This window comes from Streptomyces sp. NPDC006193 (assembly GCF_040613915.1).
Classification (GTDB): Bacteria; Actinomycetota; Actinomycetes; order Streptomycetales; family Streptomycetaceae; genus Streptomyces.
This window is the reverse complement of sequence record NZ_JBEXTB010000003.1, coordinates 334,292-358,192: the sequence shown is the minus strand read 5'-3', so window position 1 is coordinate 358,192 and position 23,901 is coordinate 334,292. Positions and strand designations below refer to the sequence as shown.

The 23,901-nt window shown below is 74.9% G+C and carries 20 protein-coding genes; 10 read left to right on the top strand and 10 right to left on the bottom strand.

Translation table 11 applies throughout. From position 1 onward, the window contains the following. The first annotated feature begins 8 nt into the window (after positions 1–8). The 3 genes from ABZ261_RS05400 (at position 9) to ABZ261_RS05390 (ending at position 2,378) form a co-directional block, all read left to right on the top strand. A complete protein-coding gene (locus tag ABZ261_RS05400) occupies positions 9–1,013 on the top strand; it encodes a 2-dehydropantoate 2-reductase N-terminal domain-containing protein (protein WP_356855504.1) in 1,005 nt (334 codons plus the stop codon). A gap of 301 nt (positions 1,014–1,314) precedes the next feature. Next, positions 1,315–1,713, top strand: a complete 399-nt coding sequence (locus ABZ261_RS05395) for an ATP-binding protein (protein ID WP_356855502.1) — start codon at positions 1,315–1,317, stop codon at positions 1,711–1,713. Continuing rightward, on the top strand, positions 1,710–2,378 hold the full coding sequence (locus tag ABZ261_RS05390; RefSeq protein WP_356855500.1) for a response regulator: 669 nt from the start codon (positions 1,710–1,712) through the stop codon (positions 2,376–2,378). The genes ABZ261_RS05395 and ABZ261_RS05390 overlap by 4 nt, the downstream gene beginning before the upstream one ends. Before the next feature lie 54 nt (positions 2,379–2,432). On the opposite strand, the gene ABZ261_RS05385 is transcribed toward ABZ261_RS05390, so the two are convergent. The 10 genes from ABZ261_RS05385 to ABZ261_RS05340 form a co-directional block, all read right to left on the bottom strand. Continuing rightward, positions 2,433–3,686, bottom strand: coding sequence for an ATP-grasp domain-containing protein (locus ABZ261_RS05385; protein ID WP_356855498.1), 1,254 nt, complete (start codon positions 3,684–3,686; stop codon positions 2,433–2,435). A 23-nt stretch (positions 3,687–3,709) separates the two neighbouring features. After that, positions 3,710–4,966 carry a hypothetical protein gene (locus ABZ261_RS05380; protein WP_356855496.1) on the bottom strand — a complete coding sequence of 419 codons (1,257 nt, stop codon included), beginning with the start codon at positions 4,964–4,966 and terminating at the stop codon, positions 3,710–3,712. Positions 4,967–4,971: 5 nt separating this feature from the next. Further along, positions 4,972–5,469 (bottom strand): flavin reductase family protein, encoded by a 498-nt coding sequence (locus tag ABZ261_RS05375; protein ID WP_356855494.1) that lies wholly within the window; start codon positions 5,467–5,469, stop codon positions 4,972–4,974. Then, positions 5,466–6,818, bottom strand: coding sequence for an LLM class flavin-dependent oxidoreductase (locus ABZ261_RS05370; protein ID WP_356855492.1), 1,353 nt, complete (start codon positions 6,816–6,818; stop codon positions 5,466–5,468). Before ABZ261_RS05370 ends, ABZ261_RS05375 begins: the two co-directional genes overlap by 4 nt. A gap of 87 nt (positions 6,819–6,905) precedes the next feature. Continuing rightward, positions 6,906–7,865, bottom strand: a complete 960-nt coding sequence (locus tag ABZ261_RS05365; RefSeq protein ID WP_356855490.1) for a D-2-hydroxyacid dehydrogenase family protein — start codon at positions 7,863–7,865, stop codon at positions 6,906–6,908. A gap of 1 nt (position 7,866) precedes the next feature. Beyond that, a complete protein-coding gene (locus ABZ261_RS05360; RefSeq protein ID WP_356855488.1) occupies positions 7,867–8,874 on the bottom strand; it encodes an enolase C-terminal domain-like protein in 1,008 nt (335 codons plus the stop codon). Beyond that, positions 8,871–10,262, bottom strand: a complete 1,392-nt coding sequence (locus tag ABZ261_RS05355) for a DUF6025 family protein (RefSeq protein ID WP_356855486.1) — start codon at positions 10,260–10,262, stop codon at positions 8,871–8,873. Before ABZ261_RS05355 ends, ABZ261_RS05360 begins: the two co-directional genes overlap by 4 nt. Then, positions 10,259–12,814, bottom strand: coding sequence for an aconitate hydratase AcnA (gene acnA, locus ABZ261_RS05350; RefSeq protein ID WP_356855484.1), 2,556 nt, complete (start codon positions 12,812–12,814; stop codon positions 10,259–10,261). Before acnA ends, ABZ261_RS05355 begins: the two co-directional genes overlap by 4 nt. Then, positions 12,811–14,199: a citrate/2-methylcitrate synthase gene (locus ABZ261_RS05345; protein ID WP_356855482.1), complete on the bottom strand. Its 1,389-nt coding sequence runs from the start codon at positions 14,197–14,199 to the stop codon at positions 12,811–12,813. The genes acnA and ABZ261_RS05345 overlap by 4 nt, the downstream gene beginning before the upstream one ends. A 55-nt stretch (positions 14,200–14,254) precedes the next feature. Continuing rightward, positions 14,255–15,841 (bottom strand): amino acid adenylation domain-containing protein, encoded by a 1,587-nt coding sequence (locus ABZ261_RS05340; RefSeq protein ID WP_356855480.1) that lies wholly within the window; start codon positions 15,839–15,841, stop codon positions 14,255–14,257. A gap of 258 nt (positions 15,842–16,099) precedes the next feature. On the opposite strand from ABZ261_RS05340, the gene ABZ261_RS05335 reads away from it, so the two are divergent. The 7 genes from ABZ261_RS05335 (at position 16,100) to ABZ261_RS05305 (ending at position 23,715) form a co-directional block, all read left to right on the top strand. Then, positions 16,100–17,332: an MFS transporter gene (locus tag ABZ261_RS05335; RefSeq protein WP_356855478.1), complete on the top strand. Its 1,233-nt coding sequence runs from the start codon at positions 16,100–16,102 to the stop codon at positions 17,330–17,332. Between the two features lie 92 nt (positions 17,333–17,424). Beyond that, entirely contained in the window at positions 17,425–20,151 is a 2,727-nt protein-coding gene (locus ABZ261_RS05330; protein WP_356855476.1) for a YCF48-related protein, read from the top strand. A gap of 59 nt (positions 20,152–20,210) precedes the next feature. Next, entirely contained in the window at positions 20,211–20,846 is a 636-nt protein-coding gene (locus ABZ261_RS05325) for an RraA family protein (RefSeq protein ID WP_356855474.1), read from the top strand. Positions 20,847–21,165: 319 nt separating this feature from the next. Beyond that, the gene (locus ABZ261_RS05320) at positions 21,166–21,918 is read left to right on the top strand and encodes a GntR family transcriptional regulator (protein ID WP_356855472.1); all 753 of its coding nucleotides are present in this window, start codon (positions 21,166–21,168) and stop codon (positions 21,916–21,918) included. A 468-nt stretch (positions 21,919–22,386) separates the two neighbouring features. Next, on the top strand, positions 22,387–22,578 hold the full coding sequence (locus ABZ261_RS05315) for an SPOR domain-containing protein (RefSeq protein ID WP_356855470.1): 192 nt from the start codon (positions 22,387–22,389) through the stop codon (positions 22,576–22,578). A gap of 30 nt (positions 22,579–22,608) precedes the next feature. After that, positions 22,609–23,034, top strand: coding sequence for a (deoxy)nucleoside triphosphate pyrophosphohydrolase (locus tag ABZ261_RS05310; RefSeq protein ID WP_356855468.1), 426 nt, complete (start codon positions 22,609–22,611; stop codon positions 23,032–23,034). Between the two features lie 285 nt (positions 23,035–23,319). Further along, positions 23,320–23,715: an ATP-binding protein gene (locus ABZ261_RS05305; RefSeq protein WP_356855466.1), complete on the top strand. Its 396-nt coding sequence runs from the start codon at positions 23,320–23,322 to the stop codon at positions 23,713–23,715. The last annotated feature ends 186 nt before the right edge of the window (positions 23,716–23,901 follow it).

Genomic DNA, 23,901 nt, shown 5'->3' with positions numbered 1-23,901 from the left:
GAGCAGGGATGCGGTACATCGTGATCGGGGCCGGTGCGGTCGGGGGTTCCCTCGGCGGGCGGCTCCACGAGAGCGGCCGGGACGTCGTGCTGGTGGCGCGGGGGGAGCACGCCGCGGCCCTGCGCGCGGACGGGCTGCGGTTCAGCACCCCCGAGGGCACCCGGTACGTGCGGGTGCCGGTGGCCGGCGGCCCCGAGGACGTCGAGCTGCGTCCCGACGACGTGCTGGTGCTGGCCGTGAAGACCCAGCACACGGCGGACGCGCTGGCCCGCTGGGCGGGCAGGCCGGTCGCGGGCGGCGGTACGGCGGGCGAGTCGCTGCCGGTGCTGTGCGCCCAGAACGGCGTGGAGAACGAGCGGCTGGCGCTGCGGCTGTTCCGCCGGGTGTACGGGGTCTGCGTGGTGCTGCCGGCCGTCTTCCTGCGTCCCGGCGCGGTCACCGCGGCCTGCGGCCCGTACACCGGGGTCCTGGTGATCGGCCGTTACCCCGGCGGCGCCGACGACACGGCCCGGGCGGTCGCGGCGGATCTGGAGGACTCGGTCTTCCGCGCCCCGGTCGTACCCGACGTCATGCGCTTCAAGTACGCCAAGCTGCTGGGCAACCTCACCCAGACCGTCGAGGCGCTGTGCGGTCCGGTGGAGGCAGGGTCCGACGCGGCCGAACTCGCCGGGCGGGCCCGGGCCGAGGGTCTGGCGGTGCTGAAGGCGGCCGGGATCGACGTCGCCGACGCCGCCGAGCTCGCCGCGCTGCGCGAGGGCGCCGTCGAGCCCCGGGACGTGCCGGACGGCGACCGCGCGCTGGGCTCGGCGTGGCAGAGCCTGGCGCGGGGCGCCGGAAGCGTGGAGGCGGACTACCTCAACGGGGAGTTCGTGCTGCTGGGCCGGATGCACGGCGTGCCCACGCCCGTCAACGAGACGCTGCTCCGGCTCACCGCCGCCGCGGTGGCGCAGGGCCGCGGCCCCGGCGCCACCGCGGCGGCCGATGTGCTGCCGCTGCTCGACGCCCCGGTGTGACCCGCCCCCCCGTTCACGGAGTGCGACGCGGGCCGCGGTTCCGGTACGGACCGTGAGGCGAATTCCCCCGCAAGCCCTGCCGGGTAAACAGGCTGTAAAGCGATTTCTTTACCCGGTAGGTCTTGCCGCTGTCACCGCCCATCGGAATAGATGAATTCCGGCGACGGCACGGGCCGTCCTCAGTGTGGTCAAGCAATCAACTACCTTGCCGCGCTGGCCTGATGAGCCGTACGTGATTCGGCCACGCTGACCGGATTTCGCGCACGGGGGAGACTCGAAACGGGGCTTGATGACCAATCGCATGCCTGCGCTCCGTCCGCCTTCCCGCATACGGGAGGACCTACCGGAGGACATACCGGAGGACGTACGGAAGGACGTACGGAAGGACGTACGGGAGGACGTACGGGAGGACGCGCACAGACACGAACGGCGCAATGCGCTGCACACCCTCGCCGGACTGCGGGTGGCGGACAACGGCCCCGGAGTGCCGCCGGAGAGACGGCGGCGGATCTTCACCGCGGGCGTCGCCACCGAACGGCACACCGGCGAGGGCCATCGCGGCCTCGGCCTGGCCCCGGTGGCCGGCCTGCTCCCCGAGCGGGGCGGCACCGGGTGCCTGACCGGACCGGCTCGCGGCGGTGCGGTGTTCACCGCACGGCTGCCGAGGAAGGTGTACCCCGGCGAGCGGGGGGCGTCGTGATCGACGTACTCGTCGTGGACGACGACTTCCACGTCGCCGGCATCAACGCCCGGTACGTCTCCCGGGTGCCCGGCTTCCGCGTGGCGGGGCGGGCGCACGACGCCGCCGCCGCCTTCGCGACCGTGCAGGCCGGCGGTGTCGACCTGGTCCTCCTCGACCACTACCTGCCGGACGAGAGCGGCCTGTCGCTCACCCGGCGGCTGCGCCGCGAGGGACCGGCCGTCGACGTCATCATGGTCACCGCCGACAACCGGCCCGCCTCGGTCCAGGAGGCGCTGCGGGCCGGGGTGCTGCAGTACATCGTCAAACCCTTCACCTTCGAGGGGCTGCGCGGCAAGCTGGAGGCCTATGCGCAGCTGCGCGGGGCCCTCGACGACACCGAACTGGACCAGGACAAGATCGACCGGGTCCTGGGCACCCTGCGCGCCTCCGCCGCCGTCAACCCCATGCCCAAGGGGTACACGCAGCGGACCGCGGAGCTGATCCGGCAGATCGTCACGCGGGCCGGCGGGCCGGTGTCCGCGCACGAGGTGTCGGAACAGGCCAGGGTCAGCCGGTCCACCGCCCAGCGGTACCTCAAGTACCTGGAGGAACAGGGCCGGTTGCGGCTCACCCTGAAGTACGGGGACAGCGGCCGCCCCGAGCACCACTACTCCGCCGCCTGAGGGTGCCGCCCGCCCGCCGAACTGGCGGGCGGCACCAGGGGCCCGGTCCGACGGTCACACCGTCGGACCGCCCGCGTCGCGCACCCGGAGCTGGAACTCCAGGCGGGCGACGGCCTTTCGGGCGGCCTCCACCGCGGCCTCGGCGCTGTCGCCGAGGGCGCGGGCGTACGCCACCCGGGAGTCGGAGGAGGACAGCCCACCGGCCCGGCCGCCCTCGCGGGCGGTCACCTCCACAGCGGTCACGCCGGGCACGGCACGGGCCTCCTCCAGCCCGGTGACCCCGCCCAGCACACCGCGGGCGGCGAGGACCGCGAACCAGATCGCGGAGCTGCGCCTGCCGTCCGCCGCGGCCAGCGCCGCCCGGACACCCGGCAGCACCCGCTCCCCGAGCGTCTGCCGCAGCGCGCACTCGTCCAGGTCGACGCCGGTGGCGTCCAGGGTCAGCGCCGGGATCTCGTCACCGCCCATCCGCACGTGGGTCTCGATCACCCGCGGACCCGCCGCGCCGAGCACCACCTCGGTGTGGGTCACGCCGAACGTCACCCCGAGCGCGTCCAGGACGCCCGCGACACAGGAGGCGATCTGCGCACCCTGCTCCTCGGGCAGGCCGGCCGGCGAGACGTGCCCCAGCTCCACGAACGTCTCCGGGTCCGAGTACTTGCGGGTGATCGCGACCACCTGGTGCTCGCCCCGCTCGGAGACCGCCTCCACGCTGAACTGGGGGCCTTCGATGAACTCCTCGACCAGCACCCCCGGATTGACCAGCCCCGGATAGCTGCCGCCGGCCCGTTCGAACGCACCCGCCAGATCGCTGCCGGGGCTCACCCTGGCGACGCCCGCGCTGCCCGCGCCGGAGACCGGCTTGACCACGCAGGTCCCGTGCACGCCGACGAACTCCCGCAGCGCCTCCACGTCGGCGACCCGGGCGTGGGCGGTGGTGTCGACGCCCGCCTCCGCCAGCCGGACGCGCATGGCCTCCTTGTCGTGCACCAGCGCCACCGTCCGGACGCTGTGGCACTCCAGGCCGAGGGCCTCGCCGATCGCCGCGTAGCGGTCCTGGTCCCGCTCGCCGAAGGTGGCGATCCGGGTGAACGGGTGCAGGGCGTGCGCGGCCCGGGCCAGCGCGATCCACTCCGCGTCCGGGGCGTCCCCGCGCACCCCGATCACCCGCGCGTTGCCGCCCGGGTCGCGGACCTTGCCGAGGTAGTCGAGCTGGACCATCACCGAGGTCCGGACGCCGGGCCGGGCGGCGCGCAGCCGGGCCGGGAAGTCGCGGCCCGTCCCCACGACGAGTACGTGCTCAGACATGACAGCTCTCTTCCCCCGGGACGTCAGGACGCGTCCGGCTCGGTCCGCACCCAGCCGGCGGCCGCGTACCACCAGCGCGCCAGCTCCTCCATGTCCTTGCGGACCTCCTCCGCCGTCCTCGCCGCCACCAGGGCGACGGCGGCCGACTGCGTGAGGTGCTCCACGCCGCGGCCCACGGCGCCCGGCGCCATCCGGAGCGTCAGCTCCGCCGTCGGGACGGGGCAGGGCCCGGCGGGCGGCACGAACGCGCCGTACCCCGGCGGGAAGAGGGTCCAGCCGGCGAGTTCCGCCGGGGCGGGCGGCTGCGCGGTGAGGGTGAGCGCGCTGCCGCACTGGGCGCGCAGGCCCTCCTTGGCGAGCTGGACGCCGAAGACGCGCTCGTAGGCCTCGGCGATCAGCGCGCCCCCGGCCCGGCTGGCGATCTCGCACAGCACCGGCTCGCCGTCGTCGCCGATCCACGCCTCCAGGTGGAAGGCGAGGGGGGTCGGCGAGGCCGGCAGGGCGGCGATCACGTCCCCGGTCAGCTGCGTCAGCGGCGCGCGGCGCGGGTCGTCCGGGGCGAGCATCACGCTGCTCATGTGCGAGTCCTCCCACAGCCGCTGCGCGATCCCGCCGCCGCCGTACTGCCCCGGCCAGGCGTGCACCACGCGCCCGTCCCGCATGATGCCGTCCACATGGAAGAAGTCCCCGTGCACGAAGCTCTCCGCCATCCACTGCCCGGGCAGGTAGGGCACCTCGGCCTCGCGCTGCCGGGCCAGGAAGGCGGTGACGTCCTCGGGGCCGCGCAGCACGGCGACCCCCTCGGAGCCCGCGCCGAAGCGCGGCTTGACCACCGCCGGGTAGCCCACGGCGTCCAGGAAGCCCAGCAGGTCCGCCACGCTGTCGACCGCCGTGAACGCGGGCACCCGGACGCCGGCCTCGCGGGCGGTCCGCTTCATGACGACCTTGTCGCGGTAGGCGGTGGCGGAGGCGGGCTGCTGGCCGGGCAGGCCGAGCCGGGCCCGCAGCCGGGCCGCCCTGAGGACGTCGCTCTCGCTGGTGCTGGCGACCAGGTCCACGCCGTGGGCGCGCGCGGCCTCCTCGGCGACCTGCTCGGTGGCCCAGGAGTGGTAGTCGGGCACCAGCCGGTGCATCGGGAAGTGCTCGGCGAGGACGTCCTCGGCGCCCTCGACGGCCTTCGGCGTGGTGAGCAGGACGACGCTGCCGGCGGTGTCGTCCAGCCACTCGTGCAGCGGGCGGCCGGTGAGCGGCTGACGGGAGAACAGCAGGACTTTCGGCATGGTTCTCAGATCCTTGACACGGTGGTGGAGGTGACCGGCCGCAGGCGCCCGTGGAGATGGACGAGGCTCTCCCCGGGCTCCCCTTCCCGCACGTGCTCGACCGCGGCCACCACCAGGTGGTGGTCGCCGACCCGGACCCGGTCCTGCCGGGCGCACACGAGCCAGCCCAGGCAGCCGTCCAGCAGCGGCACCCCGTGCGGGCCGGGGCGCCAGACGGTGGGCGGGGCGAACCGGTCGGCGCCCCGGGTCGCGAACCGCTCGGCCAGCTCCGCCTGGTGGGCGCCCAGCAGCTGCACCCCGAACCACTGCGCGTCCCGGATCAGCTCCCAGGTGCTGGAGGTGTCGGCCAGCGCGAAGGACACCAGGGCCGGGCGGGCGCTGAGCGAGGTGAACGAGGTGATGGTGACGCCGGCCGGTCCGGCCGGGCCCTGCGCGGTGAGCACCGCGACGCCGGAGGGATGCGCGCGCAGCACCGACCGCAGGGCCGTCCCCTCGACGGTCACGAAGCGGCCCCCGTGCCGCCGCGGAACGCCGGCCGGCGCAGACCGAGGTGCTCCCGCAGGGTGGCGCCCTCGTACTCCGTGCGCATCAGCCCGCGCCGCTGCAGCTCGGGCACGAGCAGCTCGACGATCGCGTCCAGGCCGTCGGGGAGGTAGTCGGGCATGATGTTGAAGCCGTCGGCGGCCTCCGCGACGAACCACTCCTCCAGCGCGTCCGCGATGGTCTCGGGCGTGCCCAGCAGGAAGCGGTGGCCGCGTCCGGCGGCCACGGACAGGTACAGCTCCCGGATGGTCAGGCCCTCCCGGCGTGCCTTGTCGTAGAGCAGCTGCTGCTTGCTGGTGGACCCCTCGGTCGGCGGCAGCTCGGGCAGCGGGCCGTCCAGGTCGTGGCCGGAGAGGTCGACCATGCCGAGCTGGTACGACAGCATGCCGAGCCCGACCACCGGGTCGACCAGGTCCTGCAGCGTGGCGTACTTGTCCTCGGCCTCGGCCTTCGTGCGGCCGACGACGATGAAGGCGCCGGGCAGGATCTTCACCTGGTCCGGGTCGCGGCCGTGGTCGGCGACCTGCTTCTTCAGCCCGCGGTAGTAGGTCTGCGCGCCGTCCAGGGTCTGCTGCACGGTGAAGACGACCTCGGCCCAGCGGGCGGCGAAGTCCTGCCCGTCGGGGGAGGAGCCGGCCTGCACGATCACGGGGTGGCCCTGCGGGGGGCGGGCCACGTTGAGGGGGCCGCGGACCCGGAAGTGCTCGCCCTCGTGGCCGAGGATGTGCAGCTTGGCCGGGTCGAAGAAGCGGCCGGAGGCCTTGTCGTAGAGGAAGGCGTCGTCCTCCCAGCTGTCCCACAGGCCGGTGACGACCTCCATGAACTCCCGCGCCCGGCGGTAGCGGTCCGCGTGCGCGGGCTGCTTGTCCAGGTTGAAGTTGCGGGCCTCCGCGTCCGTCGCCGAGGTGACCACGTTCCACCCGGACCGCCCGGCGCTCAGGTGGTCCAGCGAGGCGAACGCCCGGGCCACGTTGAACGGCTCGTTGTAGGTGGTGGAGGCGGTGGCGGTCAGGCCGATGCGGGAGGTGTGCACGGCGAGCGCGGACAGCAGCGTCAGCGGCTCGAAGTGCACCATGCGGCCCTGCCGGCTCAGCTCGTCGGCGTCCCGGTACTTGGTGCGCACCCCCGCCCCGTCGGAGAGGAAGACCATGTCGAACAGGCCGCGCTCGGCGGTCTGCACCAGGCCGCGGTAGTAGTCGAAGTCGAGTCCGCCGTCGGGTCGGGCGTTGGGATGACGCCAGGCGGCTACGTGGTGCCCCGGCGCGGGCAGGAAGGCGCCGAGCTTCATCATGCGGCGTTGCGGGCTCACGTGGATCTCCAAGGTGCAGGGTTCGGACTTCGAGGGGCACCCGCGCGCACGGCCGGCCGCCGGCGGACGGCCGGCCGTGGCATCCGGTCAGCCGAGGCGGCGTACCGGCTCGCCCGCGAGGAACGCCTGGATGTCCTCGACGGCGTGGCTGTAGTACGTCGCGTAGTTGGCCTGCGAGACGTAGCCGAGGTGCGGGGTGGCGAGCAGCCGGGGTGCGGTGCGCACCGGGTGGTCGGCGGGGAGCGGCTCGATGTCGTGGACGTCGATGCCGGCGCCGGCGATCCGGCCCTCGTGCAGCGCGGCCAGCAGGGCGTCCTGGTCGACGATGGCCGCGCGGGAGGTGTTGACCAGGTAGGCGGTGGGCTTGAGGAGGGCGAGCTCCGCGGGGCCGAGCAGGCCGCGCGTGCGGTCGCTGAGCTTGAGGTGGATGGAGACGAAGTCGCTGCCGCGCAGCAGCTCCTCCTTGGAGGGGGCCAGCTCGACGCCGGCCTCGTCGGCGCGCTCCTTGGTGAGGTTCTGGCTCCAGGCGCTCACCTGCATCCCGAAGGCCAGGCCCACCCGGGCGACCCTGCTGCCGATCTTGCCCAGGCCCAGCAGGCCCAGACGGCGGCCGTGCAGGTCGGCGCCGACGGTGGACTGCCAGGGTCCGCCGGTGCGCAGCGCGGTGCTCTCGGTGACGAGGTCGCGGGCCAGGCCCAGCAGCAGGGCCCAGGTCAGCTCCACCGGCGGGGCGGAGGAGCTGGCGGTGCCGCACACCGTGACCCCGTTGCGCTCGGCGGCCGCGTAGTCGATGACCGAGTTGCGCATGCCGGAGGCGATGAGCAGCTTCAGCCGGGGCAGGCGGTCCAGCAGCGTGCCCGGGAACGGCACCCGCTCGCGCAGGGTGACCACGATGTCGAAGTCGGCGAGTCGGGCGGCGAGTTCGTCCTCGTCCGCGATGTGGTCGCGGAAGACGACGATCTCGACGCGGTCCTCGACCGGGCTCCAGTCGGCCGACTCGAGGGCGGCGTTCTGGAAGTCGTCGAGGACGGCACAGCGCAGTCGCATGTCAGTTGTCTCCGTAGTCGGTGCTGGTGGTGAGGGCGCCGAGGCCGGCTGCCGTCGGCAGGGCGATCTCACCACGGTCGACGGTCATCCCGGTGAACGGGTCGGCCACCAGGCCGAGATGGCCGTCCAGGTCCAGTTCGTCGGCCAGCGGGGCGAGTTGGGCCATGGCCGTCACCCCGAGCGCGCTCTCCAGCTTGCAGCCGAGCATCACCCGCAGCCCGGCGCGCCGGGCGAGCACCACGGTCTCGCGGGCCGCGAGCAGCCCGCCGCACTTGACCAGCTTGACGTTGACCCCGCTCACCCGGCCGCGCAGCCGCGGCACGTCCTCGGGGCCGGTGCAGTCCTCGTCGGCGTACACCGGCACCGGCGAGCGCTCGTGCACGTACCGCAGCGCGTCCGGGTCACCGGGGGCGACCGGCTGTTCGAGGATCTCGACACCGTGGCGGTGCAGGGTGCGGGCCACCCGCACCGCCTGCTCGGGGCTCCAGGAGCCGTTCCCGTCGACGCGGATGCGGCCCTGGTACACCGAGGCCAGCACCCCGGCGCGGCTGCCGTCGTCCTCCGGGGTGAGCTTCAGCTTCAGCACCGGCCACGCGGCCAGGGCCCGCCCGCGGGCGCGGAGCTCGTCGTCCGGGCAGGCGCCGATGGACAGGGCCGTAGGGGCCAGGGGCAGCCCGGCCAGGCCCCACAGCCGGTGCAGCGGCTGCCCGCAGGCCTTGCCGAGCAGGTCGTGCAGCGCCATGTCCACGGCGGACCGGGCCGCGGCGCCGATCCCGGCCCCGGCCAGCCGGCCCAGGACGCGCCGCAGCTCGAACGGCGATCCGGCGTCCGCCAGCAGCGGGGCGCACGCGTCCACGTCGGCCGGGTCGGCTCCGCGCGCGGTGCCGTACCCGCGCAGGCCCTGCCAGGTCAGCTCGACGACGCTCTGCCGCACCTCGGTGGTGACGCCCGTGTTGCTGACGAACGGCTCCTTCAGGGCGATGGCCAGGGTGCGGTGGACGAATCTCATCCCAGCGCCTCCTCGAAGGCCGCGACGACGGCGCTGGCCTGCCGGAAGGTCAGCTCCCGGAAGCCGTCCGGCTCCACCGGCACGGCCGGTTCGCGCAGCGCGCCGTCCGCGGGCACGCCGCTGCCGGACCGGAACCGGCCGCGCAGATAGCCGGAGAGCCCCTCCCGGTGGTCGCCGAGCCAGCCGAGCGCGGTGGCGTGGGCGGCGTCCGGGCCGGCGGCGCGTACCTTCCCGAACAGGTCCGCGAGCAGGGCGGCGTCGGCCGGGGAGGTGCTGGGCGGGCAGAGCATGAAGACCTGGGCGGGCAGCAGCACGAAGGCCACCGGCCGGGCCTGCTCGAAGCGGCGCACCAGCGGTGTGGTGATCGCCCGCAGCGAGCGGACCGTGGACCGGCGCGTGAGATAGCCGCCGCGCCGGGGCGGGCAGCCCGCCATGGCCCGCGCCCCCCAGTGCACATGGGTGATGAAGGGGCTCTCGGCGGCGCCGGCCGGGCGGTCGCGGCGGTCCGGGTGGTGGGTGTCCAGCAGGCCGAACAGGACGTTGGTCAGCTGGAGCGACATCACCGGCAGCACCGGCGGCAGCCCGGCGAGCTGCTCGAAGAACGCCGCCGGCTCCACCAGCGCCCGCACCAGCACCATCGCGGCCTCGGCGAGCGCACGGGCGGAGGGGTAGCGGTAGCCGTCCAGGAGGTATCCCGCGCCGTCCGCCGTCAGGTCGCAGCGGGCGACGTCGCCGTCCAGCCGCACCGCCTGGCTGATCAGCTCCGGCAGCCGGGTGCCCTGCTTGGCCGTGGCGTCGGCCTGCTCGATGAGCAGCGTGAGCATGTCGGTGACCAGCGGGCCGTTCTCGACCAGGACGGCGGCCCACTGCCGGAACCGGTAGCCGGGGATCTTCAGCATCCGCCGCCAGTGCAGGTCGACCAGCGGCACCAGCCCGCCGTCCACCTCCGCCTGGGTCAGCGGGCAGAACAGCGGACGGCTGCGGTCGCGCCGTACGAAGGCCCGCCCGTCCCACGTGTACAGGTCCAGGACGTCCCGCTTGCCCTGCTCGATCAGCGAGCCGGGCTGGTAGGCCTCGTCGCCGCCCTCCGTGGCGGCCTCGGTGCGGGTGAACCCGTAGATCAGCGGATAGCCGTGCCCGCCGCCGCAGATCGCGGTGTTGAAGTCCATCGGGCCCGACCGCCCGAGCGCGATGTCCTCCCAGTTGCCGAGGTGCCCGGTGCGCGGCGGCAGCAGCTCGGGATCGCGCCGCAGCAGCTGAAGCAGCGTGCCGATCGGCACGTCCTGGGTGCCCAGGTGGACCGGGCTGAACGTCTTCTCACCGGCGGCCAGCGCGTCGGCCCCGGCGGCCGCGCGCAGACCGAGCTCGTCGAGGAGGCGCCCGCTCACCGCTCCTCCTCCGCCCTCATCCGCCGCACCAGGTACGGCAGGGCGCCGCCCGCCTCCAGCACGTCCCACTCGCCCGCCGCGTGCACGTCGGCGCGCACGGTGAAGCGGACGCCGCCGGCGGTGACCTCCGCCGTGCCGGTCCGCCGCACCCCGTCCAGCGCCAGGTGGAACTCCTCGTGCCCGGTCAGCCCGAGGTCCGCCCAGCCGCGGCCCTCGGGCAGCAGCAGCGGCAGGATGCCCATCGCGCACAGGTTGGCGCGGTGGATGCGCTCGAAGCTCTCGGCCAGCACCGCCCGCACGCCCAGCAGCCAGGGGCCCTTGGCCGCCCAGTCGCGGGAGGAGCCCATGCCGTAGGAGCGGCCCGCGAGCACGATCAGCTCGGTGCCCTCGGCGGCGTACCGGCGTGCCGCCTCGTACACCGGCAGCCGCTCGCCGCTCGGCAGGTGCAGCGTGGTGCCGCCGCTGTCGCCGTCGCCGGTCAGGCGGTTGCGCAGCCGCGGGTTGCTGAAGGCGCCGCGGGCCATCACCTCGTGGTTGCCGCGCCGCGATCCGTAGCTGTTGAAGTCCTGCCGCCGCACCCCGTGCGCGGTCAGATACCGGCCGGCGGGCGAGTCGGGCGGGATCGCCCCGACGGGGGAGATGTGGTCGGTGCTGACGTCGTCGCCGAGGGCGAGCAGCGCGCGGGCGCCGGTCAGCGGACCGGAGCGGGCCGCGGCGTCGGCGTAGGCGGGGGGCCGGATGTAGGTGGACCGGGCGTCCCAGGCGAAGACCTCTCCGCGCGGCGCGGGCACGGCGTCCCAGCCGGTGCGCGCCGCCGCGTCGTCGGCGAAGAGATCGGGGGTGACGAACTCCTCTTCCAGCAGCCGCAGTTCCTCGTCGTCCGGCCACAGCTCGCGCAGGAACACCGGCCTGCCGTCGGCGCCGGTGCCCAGCGGTTCGCGCTCCAGGTCGGCGCGGACGTGCCCGACCAGCGCCAGGGCGACGACGAGCGCGGGGGAGGCCAGGTATCCGGCGCGGACCTGGGCGTGCACCCGGGCCTCGAAGTTGCGGTTGCCGCTGAGCACCGCCGCCACGGTCAGGCCCGCGCGGTCCACGGCCGCGCCGACGCCCTCGTTCAGCGGGCCGCTGCCGCCGTTGCAGGTCATGCAGCCGTACCCGGTGACGTGGAAGCCGAGCCGCTCCAGGTCGGCGAGGAGGCCGGCCGCGCGCAGATAGCGGGTGACGGCGCGGGAGCCGGGGGCCAGGCTGGTCCGGACGTGCCCGGGGACCGTCAGGCCCCGCTCGGCGGCCCGCCGGGCCAGCAGTCCGGCCGCCAGCATCGCCTTGGGGTTGGAGGTGCTGGTGCAGGAGGTGATGGACGCGATGACGAGGTCGCCGTCGCGGATCCCGGCCTCGCAGCGGGGCGCGCCCGGCCGCAGCGCGGCGAAGGAGCCGGGCAGTTCGGCGAGCGAGATCCGCTGGTCGGGGCGGCTCGGGCCGGCCAGGTTCGGCCCGACCTCACCGAGGTCGAACTCGATCACCCGCCCGAACCGGGGCTCTTCCCCCTCGCGCAGCAGCCGCTGGCGCCGGCAGTACGCGGCCACCAGCGCCGTGTGCTCCTCGGGCCGGCCGGTGCGCCGCAAATAGTCGAGGGTCTCGGCGTCCACCGGGAAGAACGCGGACATGGCACCGTACTCGGGCGCCATGTTGGCGATCGTGCAGCGGTCCGGCGCCGACAGGGCGGCGACCGACGGGCCGGTGAACTCCAGCATCAGCCCGCGCACGTTCTCCCGGCGCAGCCGCTCGGTGAGCGCGAGGACGACGTCGGTCGGCGAGGTGCCCGGGCGCAGCGCGCCGGTCAGGCGCACCCCCACCACGGCCGGCACCCGCATCGCCTGCGCGAGCCCCAGCATCAGGGCCTCCGCCTCCAGGCCGCCGACGCCCCAGCCGAGGACGCCCAGGCCGTTGACCATCGTGGTGTGGCTGTCGGTGCCGATCACGGTGTCCGGGAGGAGCACGTCACCGTCGGCGCGCGCCACCACGGTCGCCAGCCGCTCCAGGTTGACCTGGTGCACGATGCCGCTGCCCGGCGGGACGACCCGCAGCCCGTCGAAGGCGCCCTCCGCCCACTTCAGGAACGCGTACCGCTCCCGGTTGCGTTCCAGCTCCAGCGCCTCGTTGCGGGCCAGCGCGTCCGGCCGCCCCGCGAAGTCGGTCTGCACGGAGTGGTCGACGACCACGTCGACCGGCAGCGCCGGGTTGACCCGGGCCGGCTGGGCGACGCGGTCGCGCAGCGCGGCGAGGTCCACCAGGAGGGGGATGCCGGTGTAGTCCTGCACCAGAATGCGCGCGGGCCGGAACGGCATCTCCACTCCGGGCTCCTCACCCGCCGCCAGCCGCTTGCCGAGAGCGGCCGCCGCGGCGGTGTCCCCCGACCGCAGCAGCGACTCCAGGAGCACCCGCCCGGTGTACGGGACGGCCCCGAGGTCGAAGCCGCCCGTCGCGGCGAACTCCGGCAGACCGTGCACCCGGGCGTCCTGCCCGGCGAGCCGGGTCCTGATCGGCGCGTTCACCGGCCCACCGCCTTCCGGTCCGCCGGGAACCGGCGGCCGCGCGGGCCCACGTACTCCAGCAGCGGCCGGATGAGCACGTTGTTGGCCTGCTGCTCCAGGGCCTGCGCCACCCAGCCGGCGGTGCGGCCCACGACGAACAGCGGCACCGCGAGGTCGTCGGGCAGACCGAGCAGGCGGTAGGCGAGACCGGCGTAGAGGTCCACGTTGGGCGCGAGGCCGTAGCGGCCGTAGGGGCGCATGGCCTCGGCGACGGCGTCGAGGATGTCGAGGCCGCGGTGGTCGTCCCGCTCCCGGCTCAGCTCGACGACCGTGGCCCGCAGATGGCGCACCCGCGGGTCCTCGGTGCGGTAGACGCGGTGGCCGAAACCCATCACCGGTTCGCCCCGGCCGCGCAGTTCGGCCACGTACTCCCGGGCGCGCTCGGGCGAGCCGACCTGGTCCACGAGCCGGACCACGCGTTCGGCGGCGCCGCCGTGCACCGAGCCGGCGAAGGTGGCGACGGCCGCGGTGACGGCGGCCGTCATCCCGGCGCGGGAGCCGATGGCCACGCGGGCGGCGAACGCGGAGGCGTTGGAGCTGTGGTCGGCGTGGACGATGAACCCCTTGTTGATGAACCGCACCGCGGCCGGGGTGGGCCGCTCGCCGAGCAGCGCGGTGAGGAAGGCCTCCGCGTAGGAGGTCTCGTCCGCCGGTATCGACGGCTCCCGCCCGTTGCGGAAGGCGTGGTGGGCGGCGACGATCATCGGTATCCGGGCGATCAGGGCGATGCCGGTCTCCCGTGCCTCCTCGTACGACTCGTCGGCGCCCGCCTCGCGGCGCGGGCCGAACGCGCCCAGCGCCGAGACGCAGGTGCGCAGCGCCTCCATGGGGTGGGCGTGGGCCAGCGAGCGGGCCAGGTCGAGCACCGGCCGGGGCAGCGCGCGGGCGGCGCGCAGTTCCTTCGCGAACGCGGTGAGGGCGTCGGCGTCGGGCAGCTCGCCGTGCACCAGGAGGTGGGCCACCTCCTCGAAGGAGGCCCGCTCGGCCAGGTCGTGGATGCTGTAGCCGCGGTACTCCAGGACGCCCTCGGCGCCGTCGATCCGGGTGATGGTGGTCCGGTCGAAGCTGACGCCGTCCAGCCCCCGGTGCACGGTGGGCCGCTCCGCGGGCGCCGGCGCCCCGTCGGGGGCGCTGCCCTCGGCGAACGCGCGGATCGCCGGCACCGAGCGCAGGGCGAGGGTGAGCTCGTCGTCGATCGTCACCCCGTACGCCGTTTCGAGCGCCGCCATCAGCGAGACGTGGCCGAGCGAGTCCCACTCCCGGATCGACTGGTATTCGAGGGCGCTGGTGACGCGGTCCTCGGTGATGCCCAGGGTGTGGGCGATGAGGGCGTCGACGCTGCTCATGGTTCCCCTCCTGCGGTTGGGTCGTGTGCGGGTGTCGTGGCGGGGTCCGGTGGGCTCAGCGGCCGCCGGCCGCGCGCTCCCCGAGCCGGTCGCGCAGCGCCGCGCGGTCCACCTTGCCGTTGGCGTTGAGCGGCATCTCCTCGACGACCCGCACGGACTTCGGCACCATGTAGGCGGGCAGTCCGGCCGCGCAGGCGTCCGCCAGGGCGTCGGGGTCGTCGGCGCCGCCGCAGACCACGGCGGTGATCGTCTGGTCGTCCGGCCACAGCAGGCAGACGGCCTCCAGGGCCCCGGCGCGGCGCAGCACGGCCTCGATCTCGCCGAGTTCGACGCGGTGCCCGCCGACCTTGACCTGCTGGTCGTTGCGGCCGAGGCAGACGTACTGCCCGTCCAGGCGCCGCACCAGGTCGCCGGTGCGGTAGTAGGTGCGGCCGTCGCGCCTGAAGTACCGCTGGGCCGTCAGTTCCGGCGCCCGCCAGTAGCCGGGCGTGGTCTGCGGGCCGGCCACGCACAGCTCACCGGCCTCGCCGTCGGCGACCTCGGCCAGCTGCTCGTCCACGACCAGGGTGTGCAGCCCCGGGTAGGGCCGCCCGATGGGCACGTTGTCGTGGACGCACGCGGCGGGACCGGTCACCGGGTCCCAGCGGTGCACGGTGCAGGCGATGGTCAGTTCGGTCGGCCCGTACAGGTTCTCCACCGTGGAGTACGGCGCGGCCGCCTGCCACGCCTCGGCGGTGGCCCGGGGCAGCGCCTCCCCGCAGAACAGGCTCCAGCGCAGCGTCGGCATGGCGCCGGGCCGCAGCACCCCGCGCCGGCGCAGCACGGCGGCGACCGACGGCACGGAGAACCAGACGGTGATGCCGTTGCGCTCCAGGTACCGGAAGGGCGCGAGCAGCTCGATGGGGTCCATCGCGCACACCGCGGCCCCGTTCTCCCAGGCCATGAACAGGTCGAAGACCGACAGGTCGAAGGTCTGGTCGAAGGTCTGGGTGAGCCGGTCCTCGGGGGTGAGCCGGTACCGCTCCTGGTTGACGTCGAGGAAGGCGCGCACATTGGCGTGGGTGACCGGCACCCCCTTGGGCGTCCCCGTGCTGCCCGAGGTGAACAGCAGGTACGCGTGGTCGTCGGGTGCGGGCGCGGGCAGCTCCCGCAGCGGCGGGAACGCCGCGAGGTCGGCCGCGTCCAGCACCCGGTGCCCGGCCGGTCCCGCCAGGTGCGGCACGTCGGCCCGCCGGGCGTCCGGCAGCAGGATCACCGGCGGCCGCGGCGACCGCGCCAGCACCTCGCCGAGCTGGGGCGCGGAGGCGGCGTCCACGAGGACGGCGTCGACGTCGGCGCGCTCCAGCATGGTCCGGGTCCGCGCCGGCGGGAACTTGCGGTTCAGCGGCACGAAGGCGGCGCCCGCGAACAGCGCGGCCGGCGGCCCCAGGTAGGAGACCTCGCTGCGGTGGGCGAACACGCCGACCCGTGCGGGGCGCCGGCCCACCGCCTCGACGAGGGCGGCGGCCCAGCGGCGCGCGGTGAGCGCCGTCTCCTCGTAGGTGTACGCGCGGCGTCCGATGGTCAGGGCGACGCGGCCGGGCTGGGTGCTCGCGTGGTGGAGCAGGCCGGCGCCCAGGCGTCGGTCGAGTGCTGTGGTCATGTCGGTCCGAACTGACGGTGACGGGAAGCCGGACCGACGCTAGCGACGGTCCCCACCGTCCGCGCCGTTGCGCGCGCACTGCTTCTTAAACGAGCAAATCTCCTTCTGCGCGCGGGCTTTGCGGTGCGTCCCCGGCGGCAACGCGCGCAACGAGCTAAACGGTCTTTTCGCGGTTAAGTCCGTTTGTGCGCGCAAGCCTCGGCCCTGCCGGCGGTGACTTAGCCTCGCCGGGACGAGACAGCGAGGAGTGCCCCCGAGATGAGATCCCTCCTGCCGCCCCCCGGACCCGCGCGTCTCCTCGCGGTCATCACGATGGTGATGACACTGGGCCAGGGGCTGTGGATGGCGCTCAGCGCGATCTACGCGGTCACCGTGCTGCACCTGACGACGGCGCAGCTCGGCATCAGCGTGAGCGTCGCCGCCGCGATCGTGCTGCTGTGCAGCATCCCCCTCGGGCACCTGGCCGACCGGGCGGGCCCGCGCACCGTCCAGATGTGGTCGTTCCTGATCCTGACCGTGCTGACCGGCGCGCTGCTGTTCGCCACCGACTTCTGGCCGTACCTGGTCATCGTCTCCCTCCAGGGCATCGCCTACCGGTCCGGCCGCAGCGCCCGGAAGGCGATGATCGCGGGTCTGGTGCCCGCGGCCGACCGGGTCACCGTACTCGCCCAGATCCGCGCGGCCTCCAACGCGAGCGTCTCGGTCGGCGCGTGCCTGGCCGGCCTGGTCCTCGCCGTGGGCTCCCGCGCCGCCTACCAGGGGGCGGTGGGCTTCATCGCCGTCACCTTCCTCGTCACCGGCCTGCTCACCGTGAAGGAGCCGGCCGTGCCGCCGGTCCCCGCCTCGGCGGGCCCCGCCCTCGCGGTCCTGCGGGACGTGCCGTTCCTCAGCTTCGCCGCGCTGGACGGGCTGCTGACCACGCACGCCATCCTGCTCGACGTGGTGCTGCCGCTGTGGGTGCTGCGGCACACGGGGGCGCCCCGCTGGATGAGCGCGGCGCTCCTGCTGGTCAACACGGTCCTGGTGGTGGCCGTCCAGACCTGGGCGGCCAGAGGCGCGGACACGCCGCGGGCCGCGGCCCGGGCCAGCTTCCAGGGCGCGGGGTGCGTGGCCGCGGCCTGCCTGGTGTTCGCGCTGAGCGACGGGGCGGCCCTGGCGCCGGCCTGCCTGCTCCTCGTGGTGGGCGCCGTCGCGCACGCGCTGGGCGAGGTGCGGCAGGCGGCGGGCAGCTGGGGCATCGCCTTCGACCTGGCCCCCGACCACGCCCAGGGCCAGTACCAGGCCACGCACGCGATGGGCGCCGACATCGGGAAGATGATCGCGCCGGCGGTCTTCACCTGGCTGGTGCTCGACCACGGGGCGCTCGGCTGGGTGGTGCTGGGCGCGGCGTTCGCCGTCCTGGGCGCGGCCATGCCGCCCGTCGTCTCCCGCGGGCTGCGCACGCGTGACGCGGCCGGCGACACGGCCGGCGAGGTGACCACGGCCGGCTGAGCGGCCCGCCCCGCCCGCGGGCGGGGCCCCCGGCCGCAGTCCCGTCCCGGACTCCGGTTCCCGAGCAGCACCAGAAGGTGGGCAGGTTCGTGATGACCATGTGGAACGTCGCACCGCGCAGCGTCAACCTCCAGGGTGTGTGCCGGGTGGGCCGCACGCACGGCTGGGCCGTCGGCGACGGCGGCATGATCGTCGCCACCCGGGACGGCGGCGCGCGGTGGGAGCCGCAGGGGGACACCGACAAGGACCTGCGGGCGGTGTGCTTCACCGACGCCCTGCGCGGCTGGGTGGCCGGGCGGGACGGCACGATCCTGCGCACCGAGGACGGCGGCGGGCGCTGGCGGCGGCTGGATTCGGGCACCGTGCGCAACCTGTACGGCATCGCGTTCGCCCCCTCGGGACGGACCGGCTGGGCCGTCGGCGACGGCGGCACGGTCCTCGTCACCCGGGACGGCGGCGCCCGCTGGGAGCCGCAGCGGACCCCCGCCGAGGCGCACTTCACGCGCTGCTTCGCCCTCGACGACCGGACGGCCTGGACCGTCGGCAGGAAGGGCCGGATCCTCGCCACCACCGACGGCGGCGGCACCTGGACGCTCCAGGACAGCGGCACGCGGGCCGATCTGCGGGGCGTCTTCGCGGTCACGCCCGAGGTGTGCTGGGCCGTGGGACGCGGCGGCACCGTGCTGTGGAGCACGGACGGCGGCGCCTCCTGGAACCGCGCCGACAGCGGCACCGAGCTGGACGTCTACGGCCTGTGGGCGGCGCCGGACGGCCGCACGGTCCGGGTGTCGGGCGACGACGGCATGATCCTCGCCTCGGCGGACGGCGGCCGCACCTTCGCGCCGCGGACCAGCGGCACCGGCAAGGACGTCGTGACGCTCGCCTTCACCCCGGACGCGCTGCACGGCTGGGCCGCGGGCGACGACGGCCTGCTGCTGGCCACCGAGGACGGCGGAGTGACCTGGCGCCCGCAGCTGTCAGGCATGCACAAGGACCTGGTGAGCGTGCACGGCGCGGGCCGGGTCCGCTGGGTGACGGGACAGGACGGCGCCGTCGCCGTGACCCGTGACGGGGGCCGGTCCTGGCAGGGCGGCGACACCGGCGCCGCATGCCTGCTGTGGGGCGTGCACGGCCTGGCCGACGGGCTGCACGCCTGGGCGGTGGGCGTGGACGGCGCCCTGTACGCCACGGCCGACGGCGGCGCCACCTGGCAGCCGCGGGACGTCCCGGCCACCGGGCACCTGCACGCCGTCCACCTCTCCGGGCGGACCGGCTGGGCCGTCGGCACGGCCGGCACCGTGCTCGCCACGGCCGACGGCGGCACCACCTGGCAGCCGCGGCACACCCCGGTCACGGACCACCTCCACGCCGTGCACGGCCCGGCCGACGGGCTGCACGCCTGGGCGGTCGGCGAGCGCGGCACCGTGCTCGCCACGGCCGACGGGGGCCTCACCTGGCAGCGGCAGACCACGCCCCTGACGGCCACCCTGACCGCCGTGCACGCCGTGGACGCCGGCACGGTGTGGGCCGCCGGCCGCACGGGCGCCCTCCTGGTCACCCACGACGGCGGCGCCACCTGGTCGCGCCGCGACAGCGGCACGGACACCGCGCTGTGGGGCGTCGCGTTCACGGCGTCGGGCGGACACGGCTGGGCCGTCGGCGACTCGGGCGCCGTCCGCGCGACCTCCGACTCCGGCGCCACCTGGCACGCCCAGGACACCGCCGTCCGCAACAACCTCAAGGCCGTGTGGGCCGCACCCGACGGCACGTCGGTCACCGCCGTCGGCGACGGCGGGCTGGTCCTCGGCACGGAGGACGCCGGGCGGACCTGGCGGACGCACGTCTCCGGCACCGGGAAGAACCTCTACGGCGTGCACGTCTTCCCCGACGGCGGCGGCTGGATCGTCGGCGACGGCGGTACGGTCCTGTCCTCGCACGCCGGCGGACGGTGGACCCCGCGGCCCCCCGGCGTCGCCGCCAACCTGTACGGCATCTCGGCGCCGGACCCCGGCCGGGCGTGGGCGGCGGGCCGCGGCGGCACCGTCCTGGCCACGCACGACGCGGGCGCCACCTGGCGGATCCAGCCGACCGGCACCCTCAGGGACCTGCTGTCGGTGCACATGCGCCCGGACGGGCGCACCGGCTGGGCCGTCGGCGACCAGGGCACCGTCCTCGCCACCGAAGACGGCGGACGGACCTGGCGGGCCCGGGCCGGAGCCGGCGGCGAAGCCGCCCTGTGGGCCGTGCAGTTCGCCGACGACCGCACCGGCTGGGCGGTGGGCGCGGGCGGCACGGTGCTGGCCACCGACGACGCGGGCCGCACCTGGCGGCCGCAGGACAGCGGCACCTCGGACGACCTGGTCGGCCTGTGCGTCCTCGACTCCCGCACCTGCTGGGCCGTGGGCGACGACGGCACCGTCCTCGGCACCCACGACGCGGGCCGCACCTGGCGCCGCCGTGCCGCCGGCACCGCCCAGAGCCTCAACGGCGTGCACTTCTCCCCCGGCGGACGGGTGGGCTGGGCCGTGGGCCGCAGCGACACCGTGCTGGTCTCGCGGGACGGCGGGGAGTCCTGGCGGACCGGTGCCACCGGCTCGGGCATGTCCCTGTGGGCCGTGCACGCCGTCTCCCCGCTGCGCGCCTGGGTCGTGGGCGACGAGGGAGCAGTACTGTCGACGCCGGACGGCGGGGCCACCTGGGAGCAGCACTTCTACAGCCCGGAGAAGGACGCGACCGCGTTCGGGACCACGACGAACCGACCCGCGGACGGAACAGACCCGCGGACGAACCGACCCGCGGACGAACCCACCCACGGATGAACAGACCCACGGATGAACAGACCCACGGATGAACAGACCCACGGATGAACAGGGGAGACATGGCAGACGCCACTGAGACCGCCGCCGGATTCGCGGACATCCCGACCACCACCCTCGCCGACGTCCTGGGCCGCGGACAGGTCATGGACTTCGGCATCCGCCCGTTGTGGCAGCCGGTCCCCCGCATCGCCGGACCCGCGTTCACCGTGCGGTGCCCTCCCGGCGACAACCTCATGCTGCACGCCGCCATCCACCGGGCCGCACCGGGTTCGGTCGTCGTCGTCGAGTCCGGCGACCTCGATTACGCGCTGGCCGGCGGGAACGTGTGCGCCGTCGCCCGGCGCCGGGGCGTCGCGGCCTTCGTCGCGGACGGCCTGATCCGCGACCTCGCCGAGGTCAGGGACATGGCCTTCCCGGTCTTCGCCCGGGGGGTGATCCCCATTCCCGGCGGCAAGAAGGCCGTCGAGCCGCTCAACGCCGAGGTGCGCTGCGGCGGGGTGCGGGTGAACGCCGGCGACATCGTGGTGGCCGACGAGGAGGGCGTCGTGGCCGTCCCCGCGGCCCGCCGGGAGGAGGTGCTGACCGCCGCCCGCGCCAAGCTGGCCAAGGAGGCCGGGGAGAGCCTCGACGCGTGGGAGGAGGCCCACCGCACCCGGATCGAGAAGATCCTGCGGGAGGGGGGCTTCGAGGACTGACGCGCCGGGCGGCGCCCCGGCAGCCCCACCTGACCCGGCGTCACCGCACGCCCGTCGCACGCCGGGTCAGGGGGCGGGACCGCCCCGGAGGCGCGTCCGCCGCCGTCCGGACCAGGAGCCCGGCGCCGGGTGCGCCGGTGCGACCCGGCATGGGACGCCGCGCGAGGTGTGAGCGCATCCCCACGGGGGAGAAAACGCCTGGGTGCAGCCCTCCCCGGCGCAAAGTCATCACATCGAGTGATTCTCTGGCCTTTGCTTGCACGGCACAACCCACGGTTGCCAGGCTGTTGCTGTCTGTACAACCTGATGGGAGCGGCCAGTGACTTTCGGTGAACAGCCGGCGTACCTGCGTGTCGCGGGTGATCTCCGCAAGAAGATCGTCGACGGTTCACTGCCGCCCCACACCCGCCTCCCCTCCCAGGCCCGCATCCGCGAGGAGTACGGCGTCTCCGACACGGTCGCGCTGGAGGCCCGCAAGGTGCTGATGGCCGAGGGGCTGGTCGAGGGCCGCTCCGGCTCGGGGACGTACGTGCGCGAGCGGCCCGTGCCCCGGCGGGTGGCCCGCTCCGGATTCCGTCCGGCCGGCGGCGCCACGCCCTTCCGGCAGGAGCAGGCCGACGCCTCGGCGCGCGGCACCTGGGAGTCCAGCAGCGAGCAGACCGAGGCCGGCGCGGCCATCGCCGAGCGGCTCGCGATCAAGACCGGGGACCGCGTCATGCGCACCAAGTACCTGTTCCGGGAAGGCGGCGAGCCGATGATGCTCTCCACCTCCTGGGAGCCGCTCGCCGTCACCGGCCGCACCCCCGTCATGCTCCCCGAGGAGGGACCCCTCGGCGGCATGGGCGTGGTCGAGCGCATGCGGGCCATCGACGTCATCGTGGACAACGTCACCGAGGAGGTCGGCGCCCGCCCCGGACTCGCCGAGGAGCTGCACCTGCTCGGCGGCGTCCCGGGCCATGTCGTCCTCGTCGTCCAGCGCACGTACTTCGCCTCGGGCCGCCCGGTCGAGACCGCCGACGTGGTGATCCCCGCCGACCGCTACCGCGTCGCCTACCACCTGCCCGTGAAGTGACCCCCGCGGCACGGCCGTTCGGCGCGCCGCACGCGCCCCCCGAGTGAGGTAGCGCACACCCCGGCGCGCCGGGCGGCCGAGCGCTCCTGTCCGGTGCGGCCCGGGGGTGCCGGGCGGTCCGCAGCGATCCGGCCGTTCTCCCAGGTGGCCCCGGCCGCCCGTGGAGCGCCCCCGACCCGGGACTGCCTCGTTCCAGAGGGCGCGTTCGGTCTCGTGCGCCCCCGGCGTTCTGGCTGGTTGCGTACCTCTTTGTGAAAAGGCGTATTCGCTCCGTGAAGGTTGGGCGTACGCTCGGGCATATGCGGATTGCGGTTTCCTTGGACGGGACCCGGCGGGGGCCCGAAACGGAACGAGCGCACGCCCGCGGTGGGGGTTCCTCCCGCCGAGGGGCGGCAGCCGGGCGAGGGGAAGCGGTCGAGCGTGGGGGAGGGCGGAGCGGTGCGGGACGGCACACGGGCGGTGGGGGGCATGAGTGACCACACGGTCTCCCTGCCCTGGAGCGTGATACGGCAGGACGACAACGGCAATCGCTACCGCGTCGGCCGGTACGCGACCCGCGCGGAGGCCCAGAAGATCGCCGACAGCCTCGACGACCGGGGGCACCAGCAGACCTACTGGGTCGAGCGCATCGGCCAGAACGGGGACGGCGCGCGGAACTGACCGTCCGCGAACTCCCGTAGGCTGCGCCCCATGACGCGCACGACCCCCGAAGCGGAACGGATCGTGGTGGTCGGCGCCGCCCTCCTGGACGGCGGCCGCCTGCTCGCCGCCCGCCGCACCGCCCCCGAGGACCTGGCGGGCCGCTGGGAACTCCCCGGCGGCAAGGTGGAGCCGGACGAGCGGCCCGAGGACGCCCTGGTGCGTGAACTGCGCGAGGAACTCGGCGTCGACGCCGAGCCGGTCGCACGCGTGCCGGGGGAGTGGCCGCTGCGGCCGCCGTACGTCCTGCAGGTGTGGACGGCCCGGCTGCGCCCCGGTTCGCCCGAGCCCCGCCCCCTGCAGGACCACGACGAGCTGCGCTGGCTCGCCCCCGGCCGGGTCTGGGACGTCCCCTGGCTCGACCAGGACGTCCCGGCGGTGCGGCGGCTGGAGAACCTCCCCCCGCTCTCCTCCTGACCCGCCACGCCCCGGACACCCCGCCCCGGACACCCCGCCCCGGCCGGCCGGACCGGGAGGCCGGGCCGGGTTGGCACCACAACCCCCGTGCACGGCGTCCGGCGTCACGTCGGGCGCCGTGCACGGCGACCCGGCGTTCATGTCATGCGCCGCGACGCGCCCCGTACGCCGTTCGTGCCACAGTGCGCCCGCTCGCGCGGTACTGCGACCCGGATATCGGGTATGTGCCCATTAACCCCATGAAATCGGACATGGGTAGGCTCGCTGGCCCGGGAAGTGATCGGCGTGATCGACACCGATGGCGACAGCGCCGAGTGGACCTTCCCCGCGGTGCCGGGCGCCGTGCGCACCGCCCGCTCCGCCGTCCGCGGCCAGCTGCACGGCTGGGACCTCGACTCCCTGGCCGACCTCACCGCCCTGCTGGTCAGCGAGCTCGTCACCAACTCCCTGCGGCACGCCACCGGCCCCATCGGCGTGCGCCTGGTCCGCCCCGCCGGGCTCGGTACGCTGCGGGTGGAGGTCTCCGACCCGCTCCCGGACCCGCCGCGCGAGCGCGTCGCCCACCTGGAGGACGAGAGCGGACGCGGCCTGCAGCTCGTGGCCGGGTCCTCGCGCCGCTGGGGCACCCGGCCCGGCGTGGGCGGAAAGACCGTCTGGTTCGAACTCGCGGTGCCCGGGTGAGGCCGGAGCGTCCGCGGGAGCACGGGGTGTACAGCCGCCGGCACGCGGTCCACCGTGTGCTCCGGGGGCGCGCCCGGGCCCAGGGGGCCTGATTCGACGGTGTGTTCCCTGGTTAGAAGAGTGGAAGTGTTGTCACGGACCGGTCCGAAAAACACCTGGGCCGTGCTGTGATCGTGAACACCGTGT

Excerpts from the sequence above, each read along its gene's own strand:
- ABZ261_RS05360 (WP_356855488.1), bottom strand. The coding sequence starts at position 8,874 with ATGAGATTCGTCCACCGCACCCTGGCCATCGCCCTGAAGGAGCCGTTC.
- ABZ261_RS05365 (WP_356855490.1), bottom strand. The coding sequence starts at position 7,865 with ATGCGACTGCGCTGTGCCGTCCTCGACGACTTCCAGAACGCCGCCCTC.
- ABZ261_RS05340 (WP_356855480.1), bottom strand. The coding sequence starts at position 15,841 with ATGACCACAGCACTCGACCGACGCCTGGGCGCCGGCCTGCTCCACCAC.
- ABZ261_RS05380 (WP_356855496.1), bottom strand. The coding sequence starts at position 4,966 with ATGCCGAAAGTCCTGCTGTTCTCCCGTCAGCCGCTCACCGGCCGCCCG.
- ABZ261_RS05325 (WP_356855474.1), top strand. The coding sequence starts at position 20,211 with ATGGCAGACGCCACTGAGACCGCCGCCGGATTCGCGGACATCCCGACC.
- ABZ261_RS05310 (WP_356855468.1), top strand. The coding sequence starts at position 22,609 with ATGACGCGCACGACCCCCGAAGCGGAACGGATCGTGGTGGTCGGCGCC.
- ABZ261_RS05345 (WP_356855482.1), bottom strand. The coding sequence starts at position 14,199 with ATGAGCAGCGTCGACGCCCTCATCGCCCACACCCTGGGCATCACCGAG.
- ABZ261_RS05315 (WP_356855470.1), top strand. The coding sequence starts at position 22,387 with ATGAGTGACCACACGGTCTCCCTGCCCTGGAGCGTGATACGGCAGGAC.
- ABZ261_RS05395 (WP_356855502.1), top strand. The coding sequence starts at position 1,315 with ATGCCTGCGCTCCGTCCGCCTTCCCGCATACGGGAGGACCTACCGGAG.
- ABZ261_RS05330 (WP_356855476.1), top strand. The coding sequence starts at position 17,425 with ATGACCATGTGGAACGTCGCACCGCGCAGCGTCAACCTCCAGGGTGTG.
- ABZ261_RS05400 (WP_356855504.1), top strand. The coding sequence starts at position 9 with ATGCGGTACATCGTGATCGGGGCCGGTGCGGTCGGGGGTTCCCTCGGC.
- ABZ261_RS05335 (WP_356855478.1), top strand. The coding sequence starts at position 16,100 with ATGAGATCCCTCCTGCCGCCCCCCGGACCCGCGCGTCTCCTCGCGGTC.
- ABZ261_RS05385 (WP_356855498.1), bottom strand. The coding sequence starts at position 3,686 with ATGTCTGAGCACGTACTCGTCGTGGGGACGGGCCGCGACTTCCCGGCC.